Source organism: Paenibacillus sp. F411, assembly GCF_017582705.1.
In the GTDB taxonomy this organism is placed as follows: Bacteria; Bacillota; Bacilli; order Paenibacillales; family Paenibacillaceae; genus Paenibacillus_AQ; species Paenibacillus_AQ algicola.
The window spans coordinates 263,850-281,604 of the sequence record NZ_JAGFIP010000001.1 but is presented as its reverse complement, the minus strand read 5'-3'; the positions used below and the strand labels follow the sequence as shown (position 1 = coordinate 281,604).

General features: G+C 48.9%; 20 protein-coding genes, 1 tRNA gene and 1 pseudogene. 8 read left to right on the top strand and 14 right to left on the bottom strand.

The features are described from left to right. Positions 1–68: 68 nt before the first annotated feature. Together JJQ72_RS01280 and JJQ72_RS01275 are read left to right on the top strand one after the other, a co-directional pair. Positions 69–821: an N-acetylmuramoyl-L-alanine amidase gene (locus JJQ72_RS01280; RefSeq protein ID WP_208202462.1), complete on the top strand. Its 753-nt coding sequence runs from the start codon at positions 69–71 to the stop codon at positions 819–821. 197 nt (positions 822–1,018) lie between these two features. Continuing rightward, positions 1,019–3,247 carry a methyl-accepting chemotaxis protein gene (locus JJQ72_RS01275; protein ID WP_208202461.1) on the top strand — a complete coding sequence of 743 codons (2,229 nt, stop codon included), beginning with the start codon at positions 1,019–1,021 and terminating at the stop codon, positions 3,245–3,247. A 56-nt stretch (positions 3,248–3,303) separates the two neighbouring features. On the opposite strand, the gene JJQ72_RS01270 is transcribed toward JJQ72_RS01275, so the two are convergent. Both JJQ72_RS01270 and JJQ72_RS01265 read right to left on the bottom strand, forming a co-directional pair. Beyond that, positions 3,304–4,122: a divergent polysaccharide deacetylase family protein gene (locus JJQ72_RS01270; RefSeq protein ID WP_243895789.1), complete on the bottom strand. Its 819-nt coding sequence runs from the start codon at positions 4,120–4,122 to the stop codon at positions 3,304–3,306. Between the two features lie 241 nt (positions 4,123–4,363). Further along, positions 4,364–4,705, bottom strand: coding sequence for a winged helix-turn-helix transcriptional regulator (locus JJQ72_RS01265; RefSeq protein WP_138226309.1), 342 nt, complete (start codon positions 4,703–4,705; stop codon positions 4,364–4,366). Between the two features lie 105 nt (positions 4,706–4,810). On the opposite strand from JJQ72_RS01265, the gene JJQ72_RS01260 reads away from it, so the two are divergent. Then, positions 4,811–5,194, top strand: a complete 384-nt coding sequence (locus JJQ72_RS01260) for a RidA family protein (RefSeq protein WP_208202459.1) — start codon at positions 4,811–4,813, stop codon at positions 5,192–5,194. Between the two features lie 280 nt (positions 5,195–5,474). Here the strand turns inward: JJQ72_RS01260 and JJQ72_RS01255 are convergent. From JJQ72_RS01255 to JJQ72_RS01245, 3 genes and pseudogenes are all read right to left on the bottom strand, one after another. Next, positions 5,475–5,811 (bottom strand): annotated as a pseudogene (locus JJQ72_RS01255) (PadR family transcriptional regulator); the annotation flags it as partial. Positions 5,812–5,907: 96 nt separating this feature from the next. Next, entirely contained in the window at positions 5,908–6,879 is a 972-nt protein-coding gene (locus JJQ72_RS01250; protein ID WP_138226311.1) for an aldo/keto reductase, read from the bottom strand. Between the two features lie 15 nt (positions 6,880–6,894). Continuing rightward, the gene (locus tag JJQ72_RS01245; protein WP_347880714.1) at positions 6,895–7,293 is read right to left on the bottom strand and encodes an SDR family NAD(P)-dependent oxidoreductase; all 399 of its coding nucleotides are present in this window, start codon (positions 7,291–7,293) and stop codon (positions 6,895–6,897) included. 189 nt (positions 7,294–7,482) lie between these two features. On the opposite strand from JJQ72_RS01245, the gene JJQ72_RS01240 reads away from it, so the two are divergent. Then, the gene (locus JJQ72_RS01240) at positions 7,483–7,935 is read left to right on the top strand and encodes a MarR family winged helix-turn-helix transcriptional regulator (protein WP_138226312.1); all 453 of its coding nucleotides are present in this window, start codon (positions 7,483–7,485) and stop codon (positions 7,933–7,935) included. 324 nt (positions 7,936–8,259) lie between these two features. Here the strand turns inward: JJQ72_RS01240 and JJQ72_RS20780 are convergent, their stop codons facing one another. Together JJQ72_RS20780 and JJQ72_RS01235 are read right to left on the bottom strand one after the other, a co-directional pair. After that, positions 8,260–8,409, bottom strand: a complete 150-nt coding sequence (locus JJQ72_RS20780; RefSeq protein ID WP_481856808.1) for a DUF4358 domain-containing protein — start codon at positions 8,407–8,409, stop codon at positions 8,260–8,262. After that, positions 8,393–9,247: a LysR family transcriptional regulator gene (locus JJQ72_RS01235; protein WP_347880704.1), complete on the bottom strand. Its 855-nt coding sequence runs from the start codon at positions 9,245–9,247 to the stop codon at positions 8,393–8,395. The genes JJQ72_RS20780 and JJQ72_RS01235 overlap by 17 nt, the downstream gene beginning before the upstream one ends. A 140-nt stretch (positions 9,248–9,387) precedes the next feature. On the opposite strand from JJQ72_RS01235, the gene JJQ72_RS01230 reads away from it, so the two are divergent. Then, a complete protein-coding gene (locus tag JJQ72_RS01230) occupies positions 9,388–10,242 on the top strand; it encodes an alpha/beta fold hydrolase (protein WP_208202458.1) in 855 nt (284 codons plus the stop codon). Positions 10,243–10,582: 340 nt separating this feature from the next. Here the strand turns inward: JJQ72_RS01230 and JJQ72_RS01225 are convergent. Continuing rightward, a tRNA-Leu gene (locus tag JJQ72_RS01225) sits at positions 10,583–10,666 on the bottom strand. A gap of 167 nt (positions 10,667–10,833) precedes the next feature. On the opposite strand from JJQ72_RS01225, the gene JJQ72_RS01220 reads away from it, so the two are divergent. Further along, the gene (locus JJQ72_RS01220) at positions 10,834–11,256 is read left to right on the top strand and encodes a YhjD family protein (protein ID WP_208202457.1); all 423 of its coding nucleotides are present in this window, start codon (positions 10,834–10,836) and stop codon (positions 11,254–11,256) included. Positions 11,257–11,365: 109 nt separating this feature from the next. On the opposite strand, the gene JJQ72_RS01215 is transcribed toward JJQ72_RS01220, so the two are convergent. The 4 genes from JJQ72_RS01215 to JJQ72_RS01200 all read right to left on the bottom strand — a co-directional run bounded on the left by JJQ72_RS01215 (position 11,366) and on the right by JJQ72_RS01200 (position 13,130). Further along, on the bottom strand, positions 11,366–11,695 hold the full coding sequence (locus tag JJQ72_RS01215) for a carboxymuconolactone decarboxylase family protein (protein WP_208202456.1): 330 nt from the start codon (positions 11,693–11,695) through the stop codon (positions 11,366–11,368). A gap of 67 nt (positions 11,696–11,762) precedes the next feature. Then, the gene (locus JJQ72_RS01210) at positions 11,763–11,981 is read right to left on the bottom strand and encodes a hypothetical protein (RefSeq protein WP_138226318.1); all 219 of its coding nucleotides are present in this window, start codon (positions 11,979–11,981) and stop codon (positions 11,763–11,765) included. Positions 11,982–12,115: 134 nt separating this feature from the next. Then, positions 12,116–12,445: a hypothetical protein gene (locus JJQ72_RS01205; RefSeq protein WP_138226319.1), complete on the bottom strand. Its 330-nt coding sequence runs from the start codon at positions 12,443–12,445 to the stop codon at positions 12,116–12,118. Positions 12,446–12,554: 109 nt separating this feature from the next. Next, positions 12,555–13,130 carry a xanthine phosphoribosyltransferase gene (locus JJQ72_RS01200; protein WP_138226320.1) on the bottom strand — a complete coding sequence of 192 codons (576 nt, stop codon included), beginning with the start codon at positions 13,128–13,130 and terminating at the stop codon, positions 12,555–12,557. A gap of 170 nt (positions 13,131–13,300) precedes the next feature. Between JJQ72_RS01200 and JJQ72_RS01195 the strand changes: the two genes are divergently transcribed. Next, positions 13,301–14,347, top strand: coding sequence for a YkvI family membrane protein (locus JJQ72_RS01195; protein ID WP_208202455.1), 1,047 nt, complete (start codon positions 13,301–13,303; stop codon positions 14,345–14,347). Between the two features lies 1 nt (position 14,348). Here the strand turns inward: JJQ72_RS01195 and JJQ72_RS01190 are convergent, their stop codons facing one another. Next, complete coding sequence (locus JJQ72_RS01190; protein ID WP_208202454.1) at positions 14,349–15,479, bottom strand: glycosyltransferase family 4 protein; 1,131 nt, start codon at positions 15,477–15,479, stop codon at positions 14,349–14,351. 111 nt (positions 15,480–15,590) lie between these two features. Here JJQ72_RS01190 and JJQ72_RS01185 point away from each other — a divergent pair, with 111 nt between their 5' ends. Next, complete coding sequence (locus JJQ72_RS01185) at positions 15,591–16,754, top strand: GGDEF domain-containing protein (protein ID WP_243895820.1); 1,164 nt, start codon at positions 15,591–15,593, stop codon at positions 16,752–16,754. A gap of 154 nt (positions 16,755–16,908) precedes the next feature. Here JJQ72_RS01185 and JJQ72_RS01180 read toward each other — a convergent pair whose 3' ends face one another. After that, complete coding sequence (locus JJQ72_RS01180; RefSeq protein WP_138226323.1) at positions 16,909–17,709, bottom strand: Cof-type HAD-IIB family hydrolase; 801 nt, start codon at positions 17,707–17,709, stop codon at positions 16,909–16,911. Positions 17,710–17,755 lie beyond the last annotated feature (46 nt).

Sequence of the window (17,755 nt, the reverse complement as noted above, 5' to 3'; positions counted from 1 at the left end):
GGCATGATATACCGGATAATGCGCATCCTAGGAGCAGATGATTATGAAGGAAGGCAGGTGCTCCTTGAATGCGTAAATTCAATCTAAAAGCTCTTCTGAGCCTGTGGGCGGCTCTTGTTGTACTGCTGGGACTGCTGCCGTCAGACTGCTGGGCTTCATCGCCTCAAACTTCAAAAACTTTAAAGCAGCCTCATTCTTCCGAAGACAGCAGCAGCCAAATACAGCAGCATCCGTTCATGCACCGTGCGGTGCTTATTGATGTCGGACACGGAGGGATCGACGGCGGCACCTCATTCCAAGGTTTATTGGAAAAAGATATCAATCTCGCCATTTCCCGAAGATTGTATATGCTGCTTCGCAGTGAAGGAATCCCTGCGGTACTGAACCGGGATCAGGATTATGCGCTTAGCGACGATAATCGCTGGCATGCCAGCCGCTCCAGGCATCAGCGGGATCTGTCCCAGCGAAAGCAGCTGAGCCATGAAATTCCGACCGCGATGATTGTCAGCATCCATGTGAATTGGGCCAAGAACAGCTCCAGAAGCGGCGGGATCGTTCTCCATCAGCCTGAGGGCCGCAGCACGCTGCTAGCCGGCTGTATTCAGCGGCAATTTAATGAGCTCTACCAGCTTCAGCACACCTTTACAGTCGGCAAGCCCTTTTACCTGCTGAAGCTGTCCGAGGTTCCCGCTGTCATTGTCGAAACCGGATTTATCAGCCATCCATCAGACCGCCAAAAGCTGACCAGCCGGAAAGGGCAGGTTGAAATTTCGGAGGCGATAGTTAAAGGCATTATCAGCTATCTAACCATGTATGAATAATTGGTTATTCATACATGGTTTTGTTATACAAATCCATTATGTGTGCCTAAAAATGATTTTATGTGATTTATTATGACATTTTATAATGAAATTCGTGATTTTTCCCTGAATTCTCTCTTTTATTTCCCAAAATTTATGGTAGTATAACTAACATATAGGATCATAAAAAGTACCATCGGGATCAGGGGGAGATCACCATGTTTGAGGGACTGAGAGTAAAGGAAGGCTTTCCGTTATGGAGATCCTGGCGCTTAAACCGCCACATGCAGAAGGATGTCGAGCACATTTTTGAGGGCATTGCGGAGAACCGCAAGGATTTGCTGATGTCCTGGACGACAGAGTACTGGGGGCATCTGGAGCGTCTGCAGCACGTGATGCAAGAATCCTTTACGGCTTCCGATGCAACCGCGAATGCCAGGAGCGGCCATAGCAAGCCCGAGCACTGGAGCTCTTTGTTGGGACAGGTCTATACCCGGGCGGCCGATTTTACAGAGCTGTTTATACTGGACCCTCAGGGACAAGTGCAATACTCCACGCATGCGGATCATATTGGCACTTGTTATGCTGCAGGAAGCTTTATCGGGGACGCTGTTCAGTATGCGCAGAATACGGCTGAAGGCCGGATGCTGCTAGGTCCTTACGCAGATTCCAGGACGCAGGGGCTGGGAGCGAGAAGCTCTTCTTTTCACGACGCCATGACGCTGCTGTTCATTCAGGTCATGCTGCATGAAGGGACATGTACCGGAATGATATGCGGCAGAGTACCGAATGACGTCATCGGAGACCTGATCCAGCGTGAATCGGGTCATGTCTATCCTGACTCCGGAGATAATTACATATTTATGGCGAAGCCCAGCTATCATAAGCAGATTCTTCCTGGTACCGCATTATCACGCAGCCGTTTCGAGGATCGGACCTTTACACACGGAGAGAACCTGAAGGACGGCGTTCACACGGAATACGGGACGGTCACAGTTAAGCACCACACAGAGCTGGAGCTTATATTCAGTGATCCCGCCACAGGCAGTCTGCATCCCGGTGTGGCCGGAACGATACAGAACGGGAGTAATTTATTTGTGGCTTATCCCGGATATCCCGACTATCGGCATATTCCCGTGATCGGTAAGGGAGTCACCTTTCAGCTCCCGCATTGTCCGGATGTATGGGGCATGATGTGTGAAGGAGACTTCGAAGAGGTATACCGGATTCGCAGCCTTGGCTTTCGGATGTTCAAGTCCCAGCTTATGTCATCTCTTGTCCTTGCGACACTAGTGTTCGGCATATTGTTTGCGGCTGCCTCCTTTACTTCTCCTCTCATCACGGCCTTCAGCGGCGGAGCCCTTTGCCTGATCTTCGGATTGGTAAGCTTCTTATGGCTCCGATCCCGTGAAATTAGCCGCGTAAGTGACCAAATGTCTGATTTGACCCGCTTCATTCGTATGAACGCCGAAGGACGGGGTGATCTGACTCAGCGGCTGGACCCCGGGCATTTTCAAGATGAAACACGGGAGCTGGCCAAATGGATCAATAATATGATCGACTCGCTGGAAGGAATTATGATGCAGGTCAAATGGACAGCCAGCGACGTTTCCGCCAGCCAGCAGACGATGCAGGATACTACCTCACTGACCGTTACCTCCGCAGAAAGGGTAAGCGGGAATGTACATGAGATGATTCGCAGCATGCGGATGCAGCTGCAGGACATTGATATTGCCCGAGAGAGCACCGAGAATATGAAGGAAGTTTTGCTGGAGCTGGAACGTCAGGCTCACGAGCAGATCGAAGTGGCACGCAGCGAGGTTCGGGGCATCGGCGACAAGATGTCTCATATCTCCACCCGAGTGGAAGAGAGCAATCAGAGCATCCGCGCTTTCGTGGAAACGGTTCAGGAAATTCGAAATGTACTGCATGCCATTGAGCAAATCTCTTCACAGACGCAGCTCCTTGCGCTAAATGCATCCATTGAAGCTGCACGGGTAGGCGAGCATGGACAGGGCTTTGCTGTCGTCGCCTCGGAAATACGCAAGCTAGCCGAGCTCACGAGCAAATCCACGGACGAGGTGAATGAGATTATCCGGCATATTTACCAGGACACCGAGAAAGCCTTCCGCTCAATGGAAGACGGAAGCCGTGTCATCCGTGAAGGAACACGCCTGGTTGCCGCAGCCTCTGAGCTGCTCTCTTCAGCGGCGGCCGAGGATCAACGGAAGCACCAGGCGGTGGACGAGGTGGTCAGCCTGATGGAGAAAATCGCTCTAGTAAGCAAAGAGAACCGCAAGATCTCCAAGGATGTCGAGCACAAAATGCAGGCTTTAACCTCCGACATTCAGAGTGTCCGGCACACCTCGGGCAGCGTGGAGGCCATCGCCCATTCCATGCAGCAGCTCGTGAGCCAGTTCAAGCTGACAGAGTCACGCATTCGATAATCCATGCAGCAGCGCAGAACTTCATTCTGTGCTGCTGCTTTCTTTTGTTCTCTCTTCTACCTTACCGGCAATACATCTCTGCTCCAGCCGGTGCTCTCCAGCACGAGCTGTGAGATGCCGATAAATTCGACTCCTTGCCGCTGAAGCTCTGCAACGCTGTCACTCAGCCCCTCGGCCGTAATGAGCCCGTCAATCCCGACATGTCCGATGGTGACACAGTATTGATGCTTAGCACCATATTCAGAAGCCAGCTTGAGCTGCTTGACAACATGCGCTTTGGTATGGATATCATCCAGAAAAAGATGGTTGCTTATATCCGGCAGCCCCTTTTCAACAGCCAGCCGTCCGGCGACCGAGCGGTAATTCGTTTTACTGTCCACAAAAAACAACCCATGCTCCCGGCAAACCTCCAGCACCACCGACATGATCCGTTCATCTCCGGTAATCCTGGAGCCCATATGATTGTTCATGCCGACAGCATGCGGAACCCCCTGTATGGCTGCCTCCAGCGTCTGACGAATCTCCTGATGACTCATGCTGGTCGTGATGGCTCCCGGACCTAGCCAGCTTGCCTTGCCTTGCCTGGGCTCCATCGGCATATGAATGATGACATCATGACCCGCTGCATGGGCGCGTTCCGCATCTTCACGGCTTGTGCTCAGAAACGGCATCACCGCTGCCGTGATCTTGACCGGAAGCTGCAGCATCTCCTCGGTCCCCTTCTGGCCGCTGCCAAAATCGTCGATAATAATGGACACCTTTCCAGGCCGAAGCATTTCTTCCTCACCCTGCAAGAAGCCCTCCGCACTCACCCCCACAGTACCTGTCCAGCTTAACATTCCAAGAATCCATAACCACAATATAAGCTTGTTCATCACCTGCATCTCCTTCCACGTGCACCCATCCGGATTTGAATTAACATGTCCAGCGGAAAGACCCTTTATGTACCTGGCGGTGAAGAAACGCAGGCTACATTTTGAATAGCTTTACGGCAAAAAAAAAGAATGCGGAACATAAAACGCGCTCACCCGGCAGCGAGCAGAAAAGGCGGCATCAGACGGCGAATGATGAAGATCGACCAAAACCACGAAACGGCTGGCCTCATGAATCTGGTCGTCATGCCTTTTGATTTTTTGCTCCCCATTCACATAACTCTTCCAAAACGGGTAATAGTGTTTCCGCTTTATCTGTGAGACTGTACTCGACTTTAGGGGGAATTTGAGGATACTCTTTTCGTTTCACCATACCATCTGCTTCCAATTCTTTAAGTTGTGAACTCAATGTTTTATAAGTAATAGCTCCTATCTGTCTTTTCAGATCATTAAAACGAACCGATTGGTTTTCTGCTAGGAGGTAAATGATAACCATTTTCCATTTACCACCAATAACTGATAATGTATAACCAAAAGGTGTATCTTTAATATTTTTAACTTTACCTTTGTATTCCTCCATACTCATATGTACACTATCCTTTCTGATAGTACCTATCAATAAAGTGCGTACTATTTTTTTTATGTACTTTCATTCTATACTAACCTTAATTTAAGTAAAGGAGAGAAAAAAATGACTATTGTCAAAACCTACAATCACGATCTTTGGGATCACGGAATATCCCAGGGATACTCCGTAAACGGAACGATCTACATTTCAGGACAATTTTCCCACGACACAGCTGGCACGTTACTTGGCGAAGGCGATATCGTGGCACAGACCCAGCAAACTCTGGAAAATATGGATCGCTTGCTGGCGGGATTTGATGTCACGAGGTCGAACCTCGCTTATGTGGAGATCTATTTGACAAACGCTCAAGAACATTCCGAGCCGGTCATCCGTCTGTTCAAGGAATACGTAGGACAACACCGACCTGCCGGCAGTCTCATCGGCGTGACATATCTTGCGTTCCCTGAGCAATTGATTGAAATTAGCGCCGTAGCACACGGTCACTAACTCGACTACCGCGGTCGGCGCAGCAGGGACGGTCGGGCTTCGGATAGGCGCGACCGCTATTCGCGCAAAACAGAAGGATATCGCCAAGTAAAACCAAATGATACCGTATCTACACATTCCACCATCTTTTCCGTCATTCTGCGATAATCTCAGACGCTGATTTTCTGTTATGCAAGTTCCAGTAATATTCGATCGCCAACACAATTACATTCTCATTTGAAGTAAGATAGCGTAATAGACCGCCTTTTTTTACAAAGGCGGTTGTATTTCTTATTGCTAAAAAGGAGTTAACCAAGACCAAGTGATAGGAACGGGAATTTTCGTTCATTCGGCGGTAGTAATCGATTGTGCCGGGAAGTTCTTGTGTATTGCACGGGTATTCATCAAGGAGGACTATTCGGGGTTTAGTCTGGCCTATTTGCGATTGGATCAGTTCCAGCAATTTGTTTTTGTCGAATTTATCAGCAAAGAGCAGCGCCCCATACAATTGCAGGTTCACATATTCCGATTGGGTGCCGTACGTATTTGTAATGGCGTTTTTCCATTAAGGCCAGCAATTCATAGCCGTGAGCGTCGGGATTTTGGATGAGTAAGCCAAGGATGAGTAAGGGAATCAAGGCTGCATCACCTTCGCCATCAGCGCCTAGAATTCTGTGTACTAAAACCGGCGCCAGGTGAAGCCGTTCCTGGAGTAAAGTTGTTGTGCCAACAGTTTATACTAGTGGATGTGGTATATAAAGTTCTTCTAAACGGGTAATTTCTTCAGAAGTCAATTTAACCGACAACGCTGAAACCGCATCTTCCAGATGGCTGATTTTCGTCGAACCCACAATCGGCGCGGTAACCTCTTCTTTTTGTAGCAACCACGCGAGTGCAATTTGCGCACGCGAAATTCCCCGGTTAGCAGCAATTTCTCTAACTCTTTCAGCGACTTTGCGATCTGCCTCTTCCGTTTTACTAAACAATGCCTTTGCTACCTGGTCCTTCTCTGATCGCGCGGTCTGCTCATTCCAATCCCGTGTTAACCGGCCTGCTGCCAAAGGCAGGTAAGGAGTAACGCCAACTCCCTCGTCACTGCAAAGGGGGAGCATTTCTCGTTCTTCTTCCCGATAGAGCAGGTTTAATCGATTTTCCATGGAAACGAACCGTGTCCAACCGTTGCGCTCTGCGACATGCTGAGCTTTCGCAAACTGCCATGCCAGCATGGAGGATGCACCAATGTATCTGACCTTGCCCGCCTTAACTAAAGCGTGAAGAGCCTCCATGGTCTCCTCAATTGGCGTATTAGGATCCCATCGATGAATCTGGTATAAATCGACATAGTCTGTTCCGAGTCGTCTTAGGCTGTTATCAATTTCGATCATGATAGCTTTACGGGAAAGTCCCATTGCATTGGGACCTTTGCGCATCGGAACAAATACCTTTGTTGCTATGACGACTTCGTCCCGATGTGCAAATTCCTTTAAGGCACGACCGAGAATTTCTTCACTTGTTCCGTCGGAATACATGTTGGCCGTACTGAAAAAGTTGATGCCTGATTCGAGCGCCTTCTTAATAATCGGTCTGCTTTGCTCCTCATCCAGAGACCATGGGGTATTGCCGCGTTCAGGGACCCCAAAGCTCATGGTTCCAAGGCTTAACCGCGAAACATCCAAGCCGCTGCGTCCAAGTTTTACATATTCCATTTGTTAATACACTCCTTAAGTATATTTTATCCAAGCCTTCACATTGTCTACACCTATCTCGGTGTGCCAGTGGCTCGAGACTACATCACCACGGGAGTTGGCGTCTTTCGTTTGAGAATGTACCCGTCGGACCGTCCCCGTCGAGGAGCGCAAGGCGCATGGGATGTCGCGCGGCTTGCTCGACGGTGCCTGTGCCCTCAAAGTTGTTGAGATCCGTCGCGGTGAAGCCCGGGCATACCGCATTGACCTTAATGGGCGCCCTGACTTCCCGACCTCCTCGAGAGCCCTGCCCGGCTGACCCGTGTGCGATATACCCGCATTGTTCACAAGCACATCGAGCCGACTGAGTTCGCTGCGGATGTACTCTGCCGCGGCGGAGATCGAATCCTGATTTGTAACGTCGAGTTGGAGGATGCGGGAATCTGCTCCGACGCTCTTCGCGGCCGTCTCCCCTTTCTAGTGGATTTAATGCTCAATTTTGTATTGCAAATTAAGGTTGATACTTCAACTTTAAAGTCGCCAGTTTCCTCTCAAGTTGACGTGTCAACCTAAGTGTAGATTACTACCTTGTGGTTGACATGTCAACAATGATATTATACTTTCATGGATACTAACAAAATAATCGAAGATGAAATGAAAATATGGAATATGTGGAAAGGCTCCTTTAAGCGAATTTTCGGTCGCGTCGTTAAGGAGCTTTCTGAACATACAGGACTATCAGAAGGAGACTTTGGAATATTAGACCGGCTAGTCCAATTTGGAGATGGCAAGCTTCGCCAACAGGAACTAGCCGACTCGATGAACTGGGATAAGAGCAGATTATCCCATCATTTGTCGCGAATGGAAAAACGGGGCCTTGTTATAAGAAGTCCATTAGATACCGAACGAGGTGTCCAGGTCATCATTACTTCTGCCGGAAAAGCTGCTTTAGATGAAGCTCTGCCCATCGTCTCAATGGCAATACGCAAGTATTTTTTGGATCAATTAACCGAGCAAGACATTGAATCAATTACGAAGCTGGCAGAAAGAACGAAAAACGACCCTAGCCTCCGGTAAGCCTAGTTAATCACTTTTCTGGGAGCTGTCCATGCTGTGCTGTATAGTCGAATACTACAAGAAACTGAACCGGCCCTCCCCTTTATCTGTGCCCCCCAGAAACACGCAGCAGCCTATTTGATTCGGCTTTTTCGACAGTCGCGGGTAGCTCATCTTCTTCTTTACCACTACCGATGATACGGTTCTCCGTACTGTCTGAAACGGCAAACTTCAGGGTTATCCTTTGCAGGAGGGCCCTGAGGTTGGTTACCATTTTCAATTATCATACCCGTGAACACCCAAAAGGTTACTCGGCGAATACCATTTACAGAGATATAGACTCCTTTAGAAAATCCCTTTAACGCTTTCCGTTTGATTCTCTGGTTTCACATTGATCACGGCCATTTCATTCGCTTCCACGTTCGATTCATTCTGAACTTCATCTGCATTAAGATGATACAGCTTTTTAAGGCTGTTCTTATCCCCTTTTTCCATTAAAAAAACACAGGAGGTCAGATTGAAAACTTTTTGCAGTAAAACTAAGCTCACGATTTTTATGAACAATTAGACCATGCGAAAAACTCATCGTGGAACTAAAAGGAAGTAGCTTTAGTGTACCAGTCTTTAGTTCGTTGCTGATAGCTATTTCAGGGACTAAGGCAAAACCTTTTCCACAGCTTACATATTGTTTTATCATCTCAAGACTTGGTAGCTCTAACGCATCTTTAACGATAATCCCGGCATTATTCAAAACATCTACAGCAGTCGTATGATACAAACAAGAGGTACCGTTACTTATAAAAAGCTCGTCATTTAGAATGTGGACTCCCGCGTTTTCCACCCTCCGAGCTATATCCTCAGACGCAGCAAAAACAATGGTCTCATCCATAATTGGATAAAAAAGAATATCATGCCGATTCGGATTTTGAGGAACAATTCCAAAATCTAGCTCATAATCCAATATACCTTTTAGGATGTCTCGATGCGACCCTTGTTCAATACGCAAATTTACGTTCGGAGAGTTTCTCGTGTATTCCTGAACAAAGGGAAGCATTCGTGTAAGAAAAAAGGATTCCTGTGTTCTAATACGTATTGTTCCGCATGGCTGATCCAGTTCATTCATACTTTCTTTAAGGGATTGACTTAAGTGAACATACTGATAAGCATATTTGGCAAATATCTTTCCCGCTTCCGTAGGTTCTATCCCTCGGGGATATCGATGAAACAATTTTTGTCCGCTAATTTTTTCTAACTGTTGGATATGAGTGGTTACAGTGGACTGAACATAACCCGAGCGATCCGCAGCTCGACTGAAACTTTTTTCTTCAAGCAAAGCAATAAACGCCAGAAAAAAAACGACCTTCTAGTAAATCTATCACATCGATCACCTTTCTATATTTCAATTCGAAATAGCAGATATTCAATTTATTCGTTAGTAAAATATATGCTTTTATTATACGATTACTTTAATAAATGAAGATTAGTTATCATCAGCAAATCGTTGGAGATGTCGAAGTTTTTTATCGCGAAGCCGGCCCTAAAGACGGTCAAGTTATTTTATTATTACACGGGTTTCCATCTTCAAGTCATATGTTTCGCGACCTAATTCCCAAACTGGCAGAACAATACCGTGTCATTGCCCCTGATCTCCCTGGATTCGGTCATACAATAACTCCGCCCCGCAGTCAATTTAACTTCACATTTAACAGTCTGTTCCAAGTTATTGAAGGTTTTACTGAAGCTTTAGGTCTCAAACAGTATGTACTTTATGTGTTTGATTACGGTGCGCCTGTTGGTTATCGTTTGGCAGTGGCTCACCCGGAAAGAGTTCAAGCAATTATTAGTCAGAATGGTAACGCTTATACTGAGGGATTTAGTGACGCGTGGGGATCCTGGGAGACGTATTGGCACTCTCCGACACCTGAAAATCGTGAAGCATGTCGCAATTCCTTGACCCCTGAGACCATACGTAACTTTCAGTATCTACATGGAGCTGAGGCCAGCCTTGTTTCACCAGACGGGTATTCCTTGGATATTGCTTTCATGTCGCGCCCAGAAGCTGAAGAAATCCAACTGGACTTGATTCTTGATTATAGAACCAATGTGGATATTTATCCTTACTTTCAGGCTTATTTCCGTAAGTATCAACCTAAACTTTTAGCTGTATGGGGTAAAAATGATCCTGCCTTCCTCGCTGCTGGAGCTGAGGCTTATAAGCGTGATATTCCATCTGCGGAAGTCCATTTACTTGATACTGGGCATTTTGCTCTCGAAACACATGCTAAAGAGATCAGTGAGCTAATTCAACAATTCTTAAAAAAATGTTAATAACAAACTAAAAGGCTGACGACCGAGACATAGTGTCGGAGCATGTTCCAGCTATTTAGGGACCTGCTTCCGACATTTTTTGTTCCTACTTGGTGTGTAGCTCAAAGTGCATTTCACAATTTCTCGCTAGGTGATCGAATCAAACCTGGAAAATCACTCAGCACTTTCCTCTTGTGCTCAAGCCATTATCCACGACAGCAAACATCTATGCACTTCTAGATCACAGTTCAAATGTTTCATCTGTACAGGTCATGAGCAGCACCTTGCAAATCCCAATTATGCAAAAAGCTCCTGAATCGTCGCAAGGACAATTCCAAGAGCTCGTTAATTGTTAAGGTGATGCGGTCGAGAGGACTCGAACCTCCACGGGGGTTAGCCCACACGGACCTGAACCGTGCGCGTCTGCCAATTCCGCCACGACCGCAAATTGTGTTTGTGTCACCATCATGATCCATATCGCGGCGACAAGATATATCTTATCATGCTAGCTATATCGTGTCAACACCTTTTAAAAGCTTGATTAAATCTCAGACTTTCGGTTAAAATAAGAACATAAGTTCGTACTTTAATCCTACATTTGAGGTGATCGTCATGGCTGTATCGGGAATGAGTACTGAAGACCGTTCACTGATCAGGAGCTATATGCTGCTTCGATTCACGCACCGCGTGTTTGAACGGGACTGCCGGATTATTCAGGAGAGCGGCGTCTTTAAGACCCCCGAGCTTTATGTGGAGCTCGTCGGCAATGGCGCCAAGAAGACCGCTCTAATGCTAAAGGAAATCAAGCTCCAATTTGCTACCCGTACAATCAAGATCATCGAAATCACCCGAAGTGCTGACGGTGTTCAGGCCCGTTATGCTTGCCGGGGATATATCGGTACTCTTCAAATTCTGTGGCCCTGTTTCCAGCAGGAGGTCATGTCCCGCATGCGGGCTTACCTTGGCCTGCATCTTCCTGAAGCGCCGCAGGCGGAAGCCGAAATTTCTGCTGCGCCTGCCTGTCCCTTGCCTTGAAGTGCATTAGCATATAGATATACGTAAAGAACCGCCTGACAGGCAGCAGGGCTGCAATACAGACGGTTCCTTGGCGTGCTTGCACCTTGAGAAGATTGGTCACTCTGCGCTATTGCAGATTGGCCTGAACTCTCATCAAGCCCTGTGACATAGCATGTCCTGCACTGGCAGCCGAGGCCACGGCAGCAGCCTCCATAATCTGGGCATCACTAGCCCCTTTCGACCTTGCCTCTTCCATATGGTAATACGTACAAAGCTCGTTGTTCGCGAACATGGCGATCCCCAGCGCGATCAGCTGCTTTGTTTTTTCATCCAGCTCCCCATCCTGAAAGCAGACCCCGGTGAAGTGATGATAAGACTCTGCAATGGCCGGCATGGCTGTTTTCAGATTGTGGATTTCATGTTTGTAGGCATTGACCTTATCACTGTGAAATTCCATCGATTTATTCCACCTCACTGTAGCTTAACTTCTCCCGTCTAGGTTGTCCCGATGGCAGAAATCTATGCTAGGCATCCAGTGGACTAATGCGCGGTTCGCTATGAAGCTGATAGCTGTAGCCGCGGCTAAGCTTGACCACCCGGCGGTTCCTGCGGCGGATAATAACATGCTCTTCATCCCAGGCGACTACAATCCCGCTCACATCATTGCTTTCCAGACCATCTCGAACGACACGCACTCGTTCCCCGGACAAACGCAGCTCATTTAACTGCTCGTCGTTAATCATACAGGCCCTCCTTTCTCATGATTAAAAAGGCCCCCGCAGGATGAATGTCATCCCGCAGGCAGCCTTCAACAATAAAGCATCATATGGAAACATCAGCCTTGTGCGGAGCATTCACTCACGCACGCACATACGCCTTAGCGCTGAGCAGGCTCGATGCTGTCATTCTTCTCAAACCAGAAATCAAGGACTGTGGATGACATAACCCGCTTCTCTACATATTCCACCTGCTGCTCTGTAAACTGCTCTCTCCAGTTATAAGAAAGCTCTTCACACATGCCAGCAATCGTCAGAAGCTCAGACCAGGCTACATAACGCTTATACCAAAAGAACTGAGGATGTTCGATCATATAGGGATAAAGGTCATCGAATTCGGTGTGCTTGCAATCCAGCGCCCGTTCAAAGTGAACCTTCGCTCCGCTCAGCTTCTCGATCAAGTAAGTTTCAGTTACCGGCTCTTTCCCCATGTTGTTGCCTCCTCTCTCTTTCCTGCTCCTACATTATAAAATAAAAACCCCGCACAGGAAAGGCATAGTTGCTATTTTAGGCACAGGTTTCACAAAATTTCCATAAAGTTTATTCATCCACGAAGGTGATTCTGCCGCCTTCCAGCGACTTGATCTGAAGCAGCGGCTCCACTTGAATGCCCTGCTCTCTCAGGGTTCTCGCCCCTGCCTGAAAGCTCTTCTCGATGACAACGCCCAATCCGACCAGCTCTGCTCCTGCCCGCTCAATAATCTTGATCAGGCCGCGGGCGGCATCCCCATTCGCGATAATATCATCAATAAATAATACCCTGTCTTCTTTACTAATAAACTGGCGGGACATCATAATGTCTGTCACAATGCCTTTCGTGAAGGAAGGCACTCGTTCGCACAGCGCATCGGGGTCCGCCAGCAGCGTCTTCTTCCGCCGGGCAAACACCATGGGCACTTCCAACGCAAGCGCTGCTGCAAAGGCAACGGAGATTCCGGAGGACTCCAAGGTCACAACCCGGGTCACACCCTGATCCCGAAACCGGGCAGCAAAAGCCTTACCCATCTCCATAATCAGGGAAGGATCCACCTGATGCGTCAATAATGCGTCCAGCTTAATCACCTGATCTGATAATACGACAGCTTCCTGTAGAACCCGCTGCTTCAACCACTCCATATCCTGACCTCCCACGCCAATAACCTTTGTCGTAAAATTACCACATTTCAAGAGCATCCGGCAAGTCTGTAAATCCCGATAGCCTGCTGAGCCCTCCATAGTCATGTCCTGCCGGGGACGGGCATACCCTGTACTAAAGCTGTATTGACAGGAAACGGAGGGCTGGCAACGTGAACAAACAGGTGCGTGTGCTTCAAATCGCTTTTACATATATCGGAACCATCGTCGGAGCAGGCTTTGCCACAGGACGGGAGATTCTTCAGTTCTTTACGCAGTACGGCTATCTCGCCGTCTTTACGATCCTTCTGTCGACCGTATTGTTTATCTTTCTCGGCTCCAAAATGATGACCCTCTCCAGAGCCATCGGAGCCGCCTCTTATGAGGACCTTAACCGGCATTTGTTCGGAGAGCGCTTCGGAAGCATGATCAGTCTGATCATGCTCATCATCCTCATTGGCGTGAACAGCATCATGCTTGCGGGTGCAGGCTCTGTGTTTATGGAGAACCTTCACTTCCATTACCAGACCGGACTGCTCATCACCATTGCCGGGTCCTTCCTTATTCTGCGCCGGGGCATGTCATCCATCCTGTACATGAACAGCCTGGTCGTACCGATGATGCTTATGATGTCGCTTCTGATCGTTACGAAGACAGCCACACTGCCGGGTGCGGACCGTTTTATAACGATGACAGGTGACCACAGCCTGCCCAGCGTCTGGCTGGCGCCACTGCTGTATACCGCGTTCAACCTGGTTATGGCTATGCCCGTGCTCGTTCCTTTGGGCAGCCAGACCGGCAGCACGAAGGTAGTACGCTTTGGAGGCATACTCGGCGGAACTGGCATCGGCCTGATGCTGATCTCGGCACATTTTGCGTTATCTGCCCGAATGCCGGGCATCAGCCAATTCGAAATTCCGATGGGAAGCATTGCCCAGCAGCTGGGCTGGTACGTACAAATCGTGTATGTGATCCTGATCTTCCTTGAAATATTCAGCACATTTGTCGCTAATATATATGGCATTACGCTGCAGCTTCAGCAGCGCACGACGCTGCACCCAAGGCTGATCACACTCACCATTATGATTATTTGTTATCTGATGAGTCAGTTTGGCTTTAGCTCGCTGCTCTCTATCCTGTACCCGCTCTTTGGCATCCTCTGTCTGTTCTGGGCAGCGCGTCTATCCCTCTTTGGCCTGTCGGCCAGCCGGAAGCTGTAGCTTACAGCGTAGCTCCGTGCTTCAAATAGAGCTTCTTCAGCTCATTGACGGATTTGGACAGAGAATAATGATTCTTGGCCTTATCCCAGGCTGAACGGGCGAGCTCATATCGAAAGAGCGGGTCAGAAATTACCTTTTCCAGCGCAATGCTGAGTGCGGCAGCATCCCCCGGAGGCACGAGCAGACCGTTTACACCGTCTTCAATCTGCTCTGCAATCCCCCCCACATCGCTTCCGATCAGAGCCAGGCAGCTGAGCGCTGCTTCAGCAAATACAGATCCAAAGGCCTCTGCCCGCGATGGAAGCACGAAAATATCGAAGAAGGGCATAAACTCCTCCGGATGCAGCGTATATCCGTAAAAAATCGTCTCCTGATAGATGTCCAGCTCCTTAGCCAGGTGCTCAAGCTCCTCCCGGCAGGGGCCATCCCCTATAATATGAAGCACATAATCATAGCCCTTGCGCTTGAGCTCTGCACAGGCGTACAGCAAAGTATCCAGTCCCTTCGCCGGAACGAGCCGGCATACCGTGATCAGCTGTGGAACAATATTTTCATGCGGGACAGGCTTGAAGCGCTTCTCATCAAATCCGTTATAGATGACGCCAATGCGCTCCGGCTCCTGCACATATGGCGCCATGTAGTGAGCAAAGGAACGGGAAACCGTCAGCACCTGTTCGCTGACAACCTCCAGCTCCCGATACAGTGACGTTAGAAACCGGTGCTCCAGTCCATTTTCCTGAATCCGTCCGTTTAGAATAAGCTCCCGTTCATAGCTGGAATGCACCGTCTGCACCAGGGGTACGTCGGGAAAAACGGTCTTCATGGCCATTCCGGCAATGGGATGATGTGCATGAATCAGGTCGTACGGCTTGAGAATCCGCAGGCGGGCCCACCATATGTAATCCATGTAGGTCTGAATATATTTTTGGACAATGAGGCTCTCACCAAACTCACGCCAGTCAAAGGTACGAAACACGGGCTCCTCCTGCCCTTTATTGCGGATTCTCTTGGGAAGCCAGAACAATTCCATCTCCCATCTGGCGGAATGAAAGCGCTCCTGAAGATATGGGATCATGGAGGAGACGCCTCCTGGCTGTTCAGGAGGGAAGAATAACGCTTGTAGCAATTTCATGGAGCATGCTCCCCTTTCTGCAAATCTCTCTCTTTTAGGCAGCCGCAGGTTGTGATACGATGAATACGAATGATTTCAGGAAAAATATCCCTTCAGGAGTGTTTCGTATTGATGGATCCTTCGGCTTTCTGGAGTAACCTTCCGTTCTCCGGCCTCACCACATTCTGCATTGCCTACGCTTCGCTCATGGTGCTGATCATGTGTACACTGATGTACCTAAGACAGCGAAAGCAGGCTTATTTGCTGATGGCGGCGGCTTTCTTTTTTATTATGACATATGAAGGACTGAACATCCATCTGTTATTATCCGGCGAGCCGCTGTTACATACACAGGATGTCTATCGCCCGCTGCAGCTGTTTTCCCTGGTTCTGCTGAACCTCGCCGTGCTGCTTCTTTACCATCGGATGCGCCGGCTGTACTACGGATTTATCTTTATATGCGGTACACTGCTGCTAATTCCGGTGCTGCTGCAGGCCCCGCCTGATTCATTCGCTTCAGTCCTGTTCTATGATGTATTGGAATGGGCTGTCATTGCTGGCTCCTTCCTATTTGTCGCCCCTTACATTCGCCAGCGGCGCAGATACATGCTCGGGCTCAGCGGGTACGCCGTCTGGGCTGGAGTGCACGGATTTCACTCTTACATCGACGCTAACCCGGACATGCTGCCTCTGCTGGATCTGCTGTCCGGTCTTCCGTTGCTATTTTATAGCGTCATCTTCTTGATGCTGTTTCAGCGAATGATTGAACAGATGCAGTCAATCTACCGCTCCTCTATTACAGATGGCTTGACGGGTTTGTACAATCGGCGATACTTCATGAAGCACCTCGAGCGCTATGTATCTCAGGGAGTGAAGGTGGCGGCGATCTTCTGCGATATTGACAACTTCAAGAAGCTGAATGATACGCAGGGCCATGCCCGCGCGGATGAAGTATTGAAGCAGGCGGCCTGTATTTTGGAGGAAGAGCTTGAAGGACGCGGCTTGGCCGGCAGGTATGGAGGCGAGGAGCTCGTAGCTCTGGTGGTGAGCCGGGGCAGTAAAGGTTCTCTCGTTGCGGAAAAGATCCGCCGGCGCATCGAAGAAGAGACGATCGTCACCGTCAGCGTCGGATATAGCTCTCTTCGCAAGGGAGTAACCGGTGAAGCGCTGATGAAGCAGGCGGACCAGGCCATGTATCACTCTAAAGCCTCCGGCAAGAATCAGGTCACGGATTTCCGCACGCTCCACAGCCGTTCGCGGACGGCGGGCGGTGCTCCCCTGGAGTTAGAAGGGTAAGCCTGGCTCCCGGAGTAGAGACAGCGAGATGGCTTAATCATACGTTCACATGAAACACAAAGAGACCGTTCTTTGGGGCGATGAGGGGTCTGGCATTCTCCCTTATGCTGCCGACAGGCGGTCTCTTTACGTTTCTATTTATACTTTGTCCATACTATACGAGACAATGCTTAAGAAGCGCGGCATGAACCCCATCCTCATTGTTGGACAGAGTGATCTCATCTGCCGCAGCCTTGACATCCACCGGCGAATTATCCATGGCAATGCCCAAGCCGGCATAGCTCAGCATCGTCACATCGTTATAATAATTTCCGATCGCGAGAATTTCCTCCCGTTTGTAGCCTCTTTGCTCCGCGAGCAGCTTGAGCGCGTTTCCTTTAGAGGCTTCCTCCTGCATCAAATCAATGAAATACTCACCGCTGCGCAGCATATTGTACACCGGTGTCCACTGGCTCCACGCCTGGAACAGGGCATCCATATCCTTGCTTTCTCCGAACGCAGTGAACTTTACAACAGGTCCATCCAGCTCTTCCCAGGCGGGCAGATTGGAAGGCATCATCAGATATTTCTCATACATATAGCGGACAGGACCTGCCAAAGCCTCCACCTGGTCCACGTACATGCCAAATGGCGTATTAATATCAAAGTGTATTCCCTGCTGACGGCAGTGCTCCATGTATGGCTTCAGGGCGTGATGATCCAGGGCGAACTGATGGACAACCTTCCGACTCTCTACCTCCACCGTTGCCGCACCGTTGTGACTGATTACATATCCCTTCAAGCCCATCTCTTCCAAAAAAGGGATCGTGTTCTGCGGTCCGCGGCCGGTGCAGAGTACAATTTCTATCCCCTGCCGGGACGCCTCCATGACCGTCTGCATGGTCTGCTCGGTCATCACATGGTTATCGTTTAACAGCGTACCGTCCACGTCCAGTGCCACTAGCTTATATGCCATACTCTCATCCCATCCTTTTTCACGTCATAATATCTCTTTTTACGTT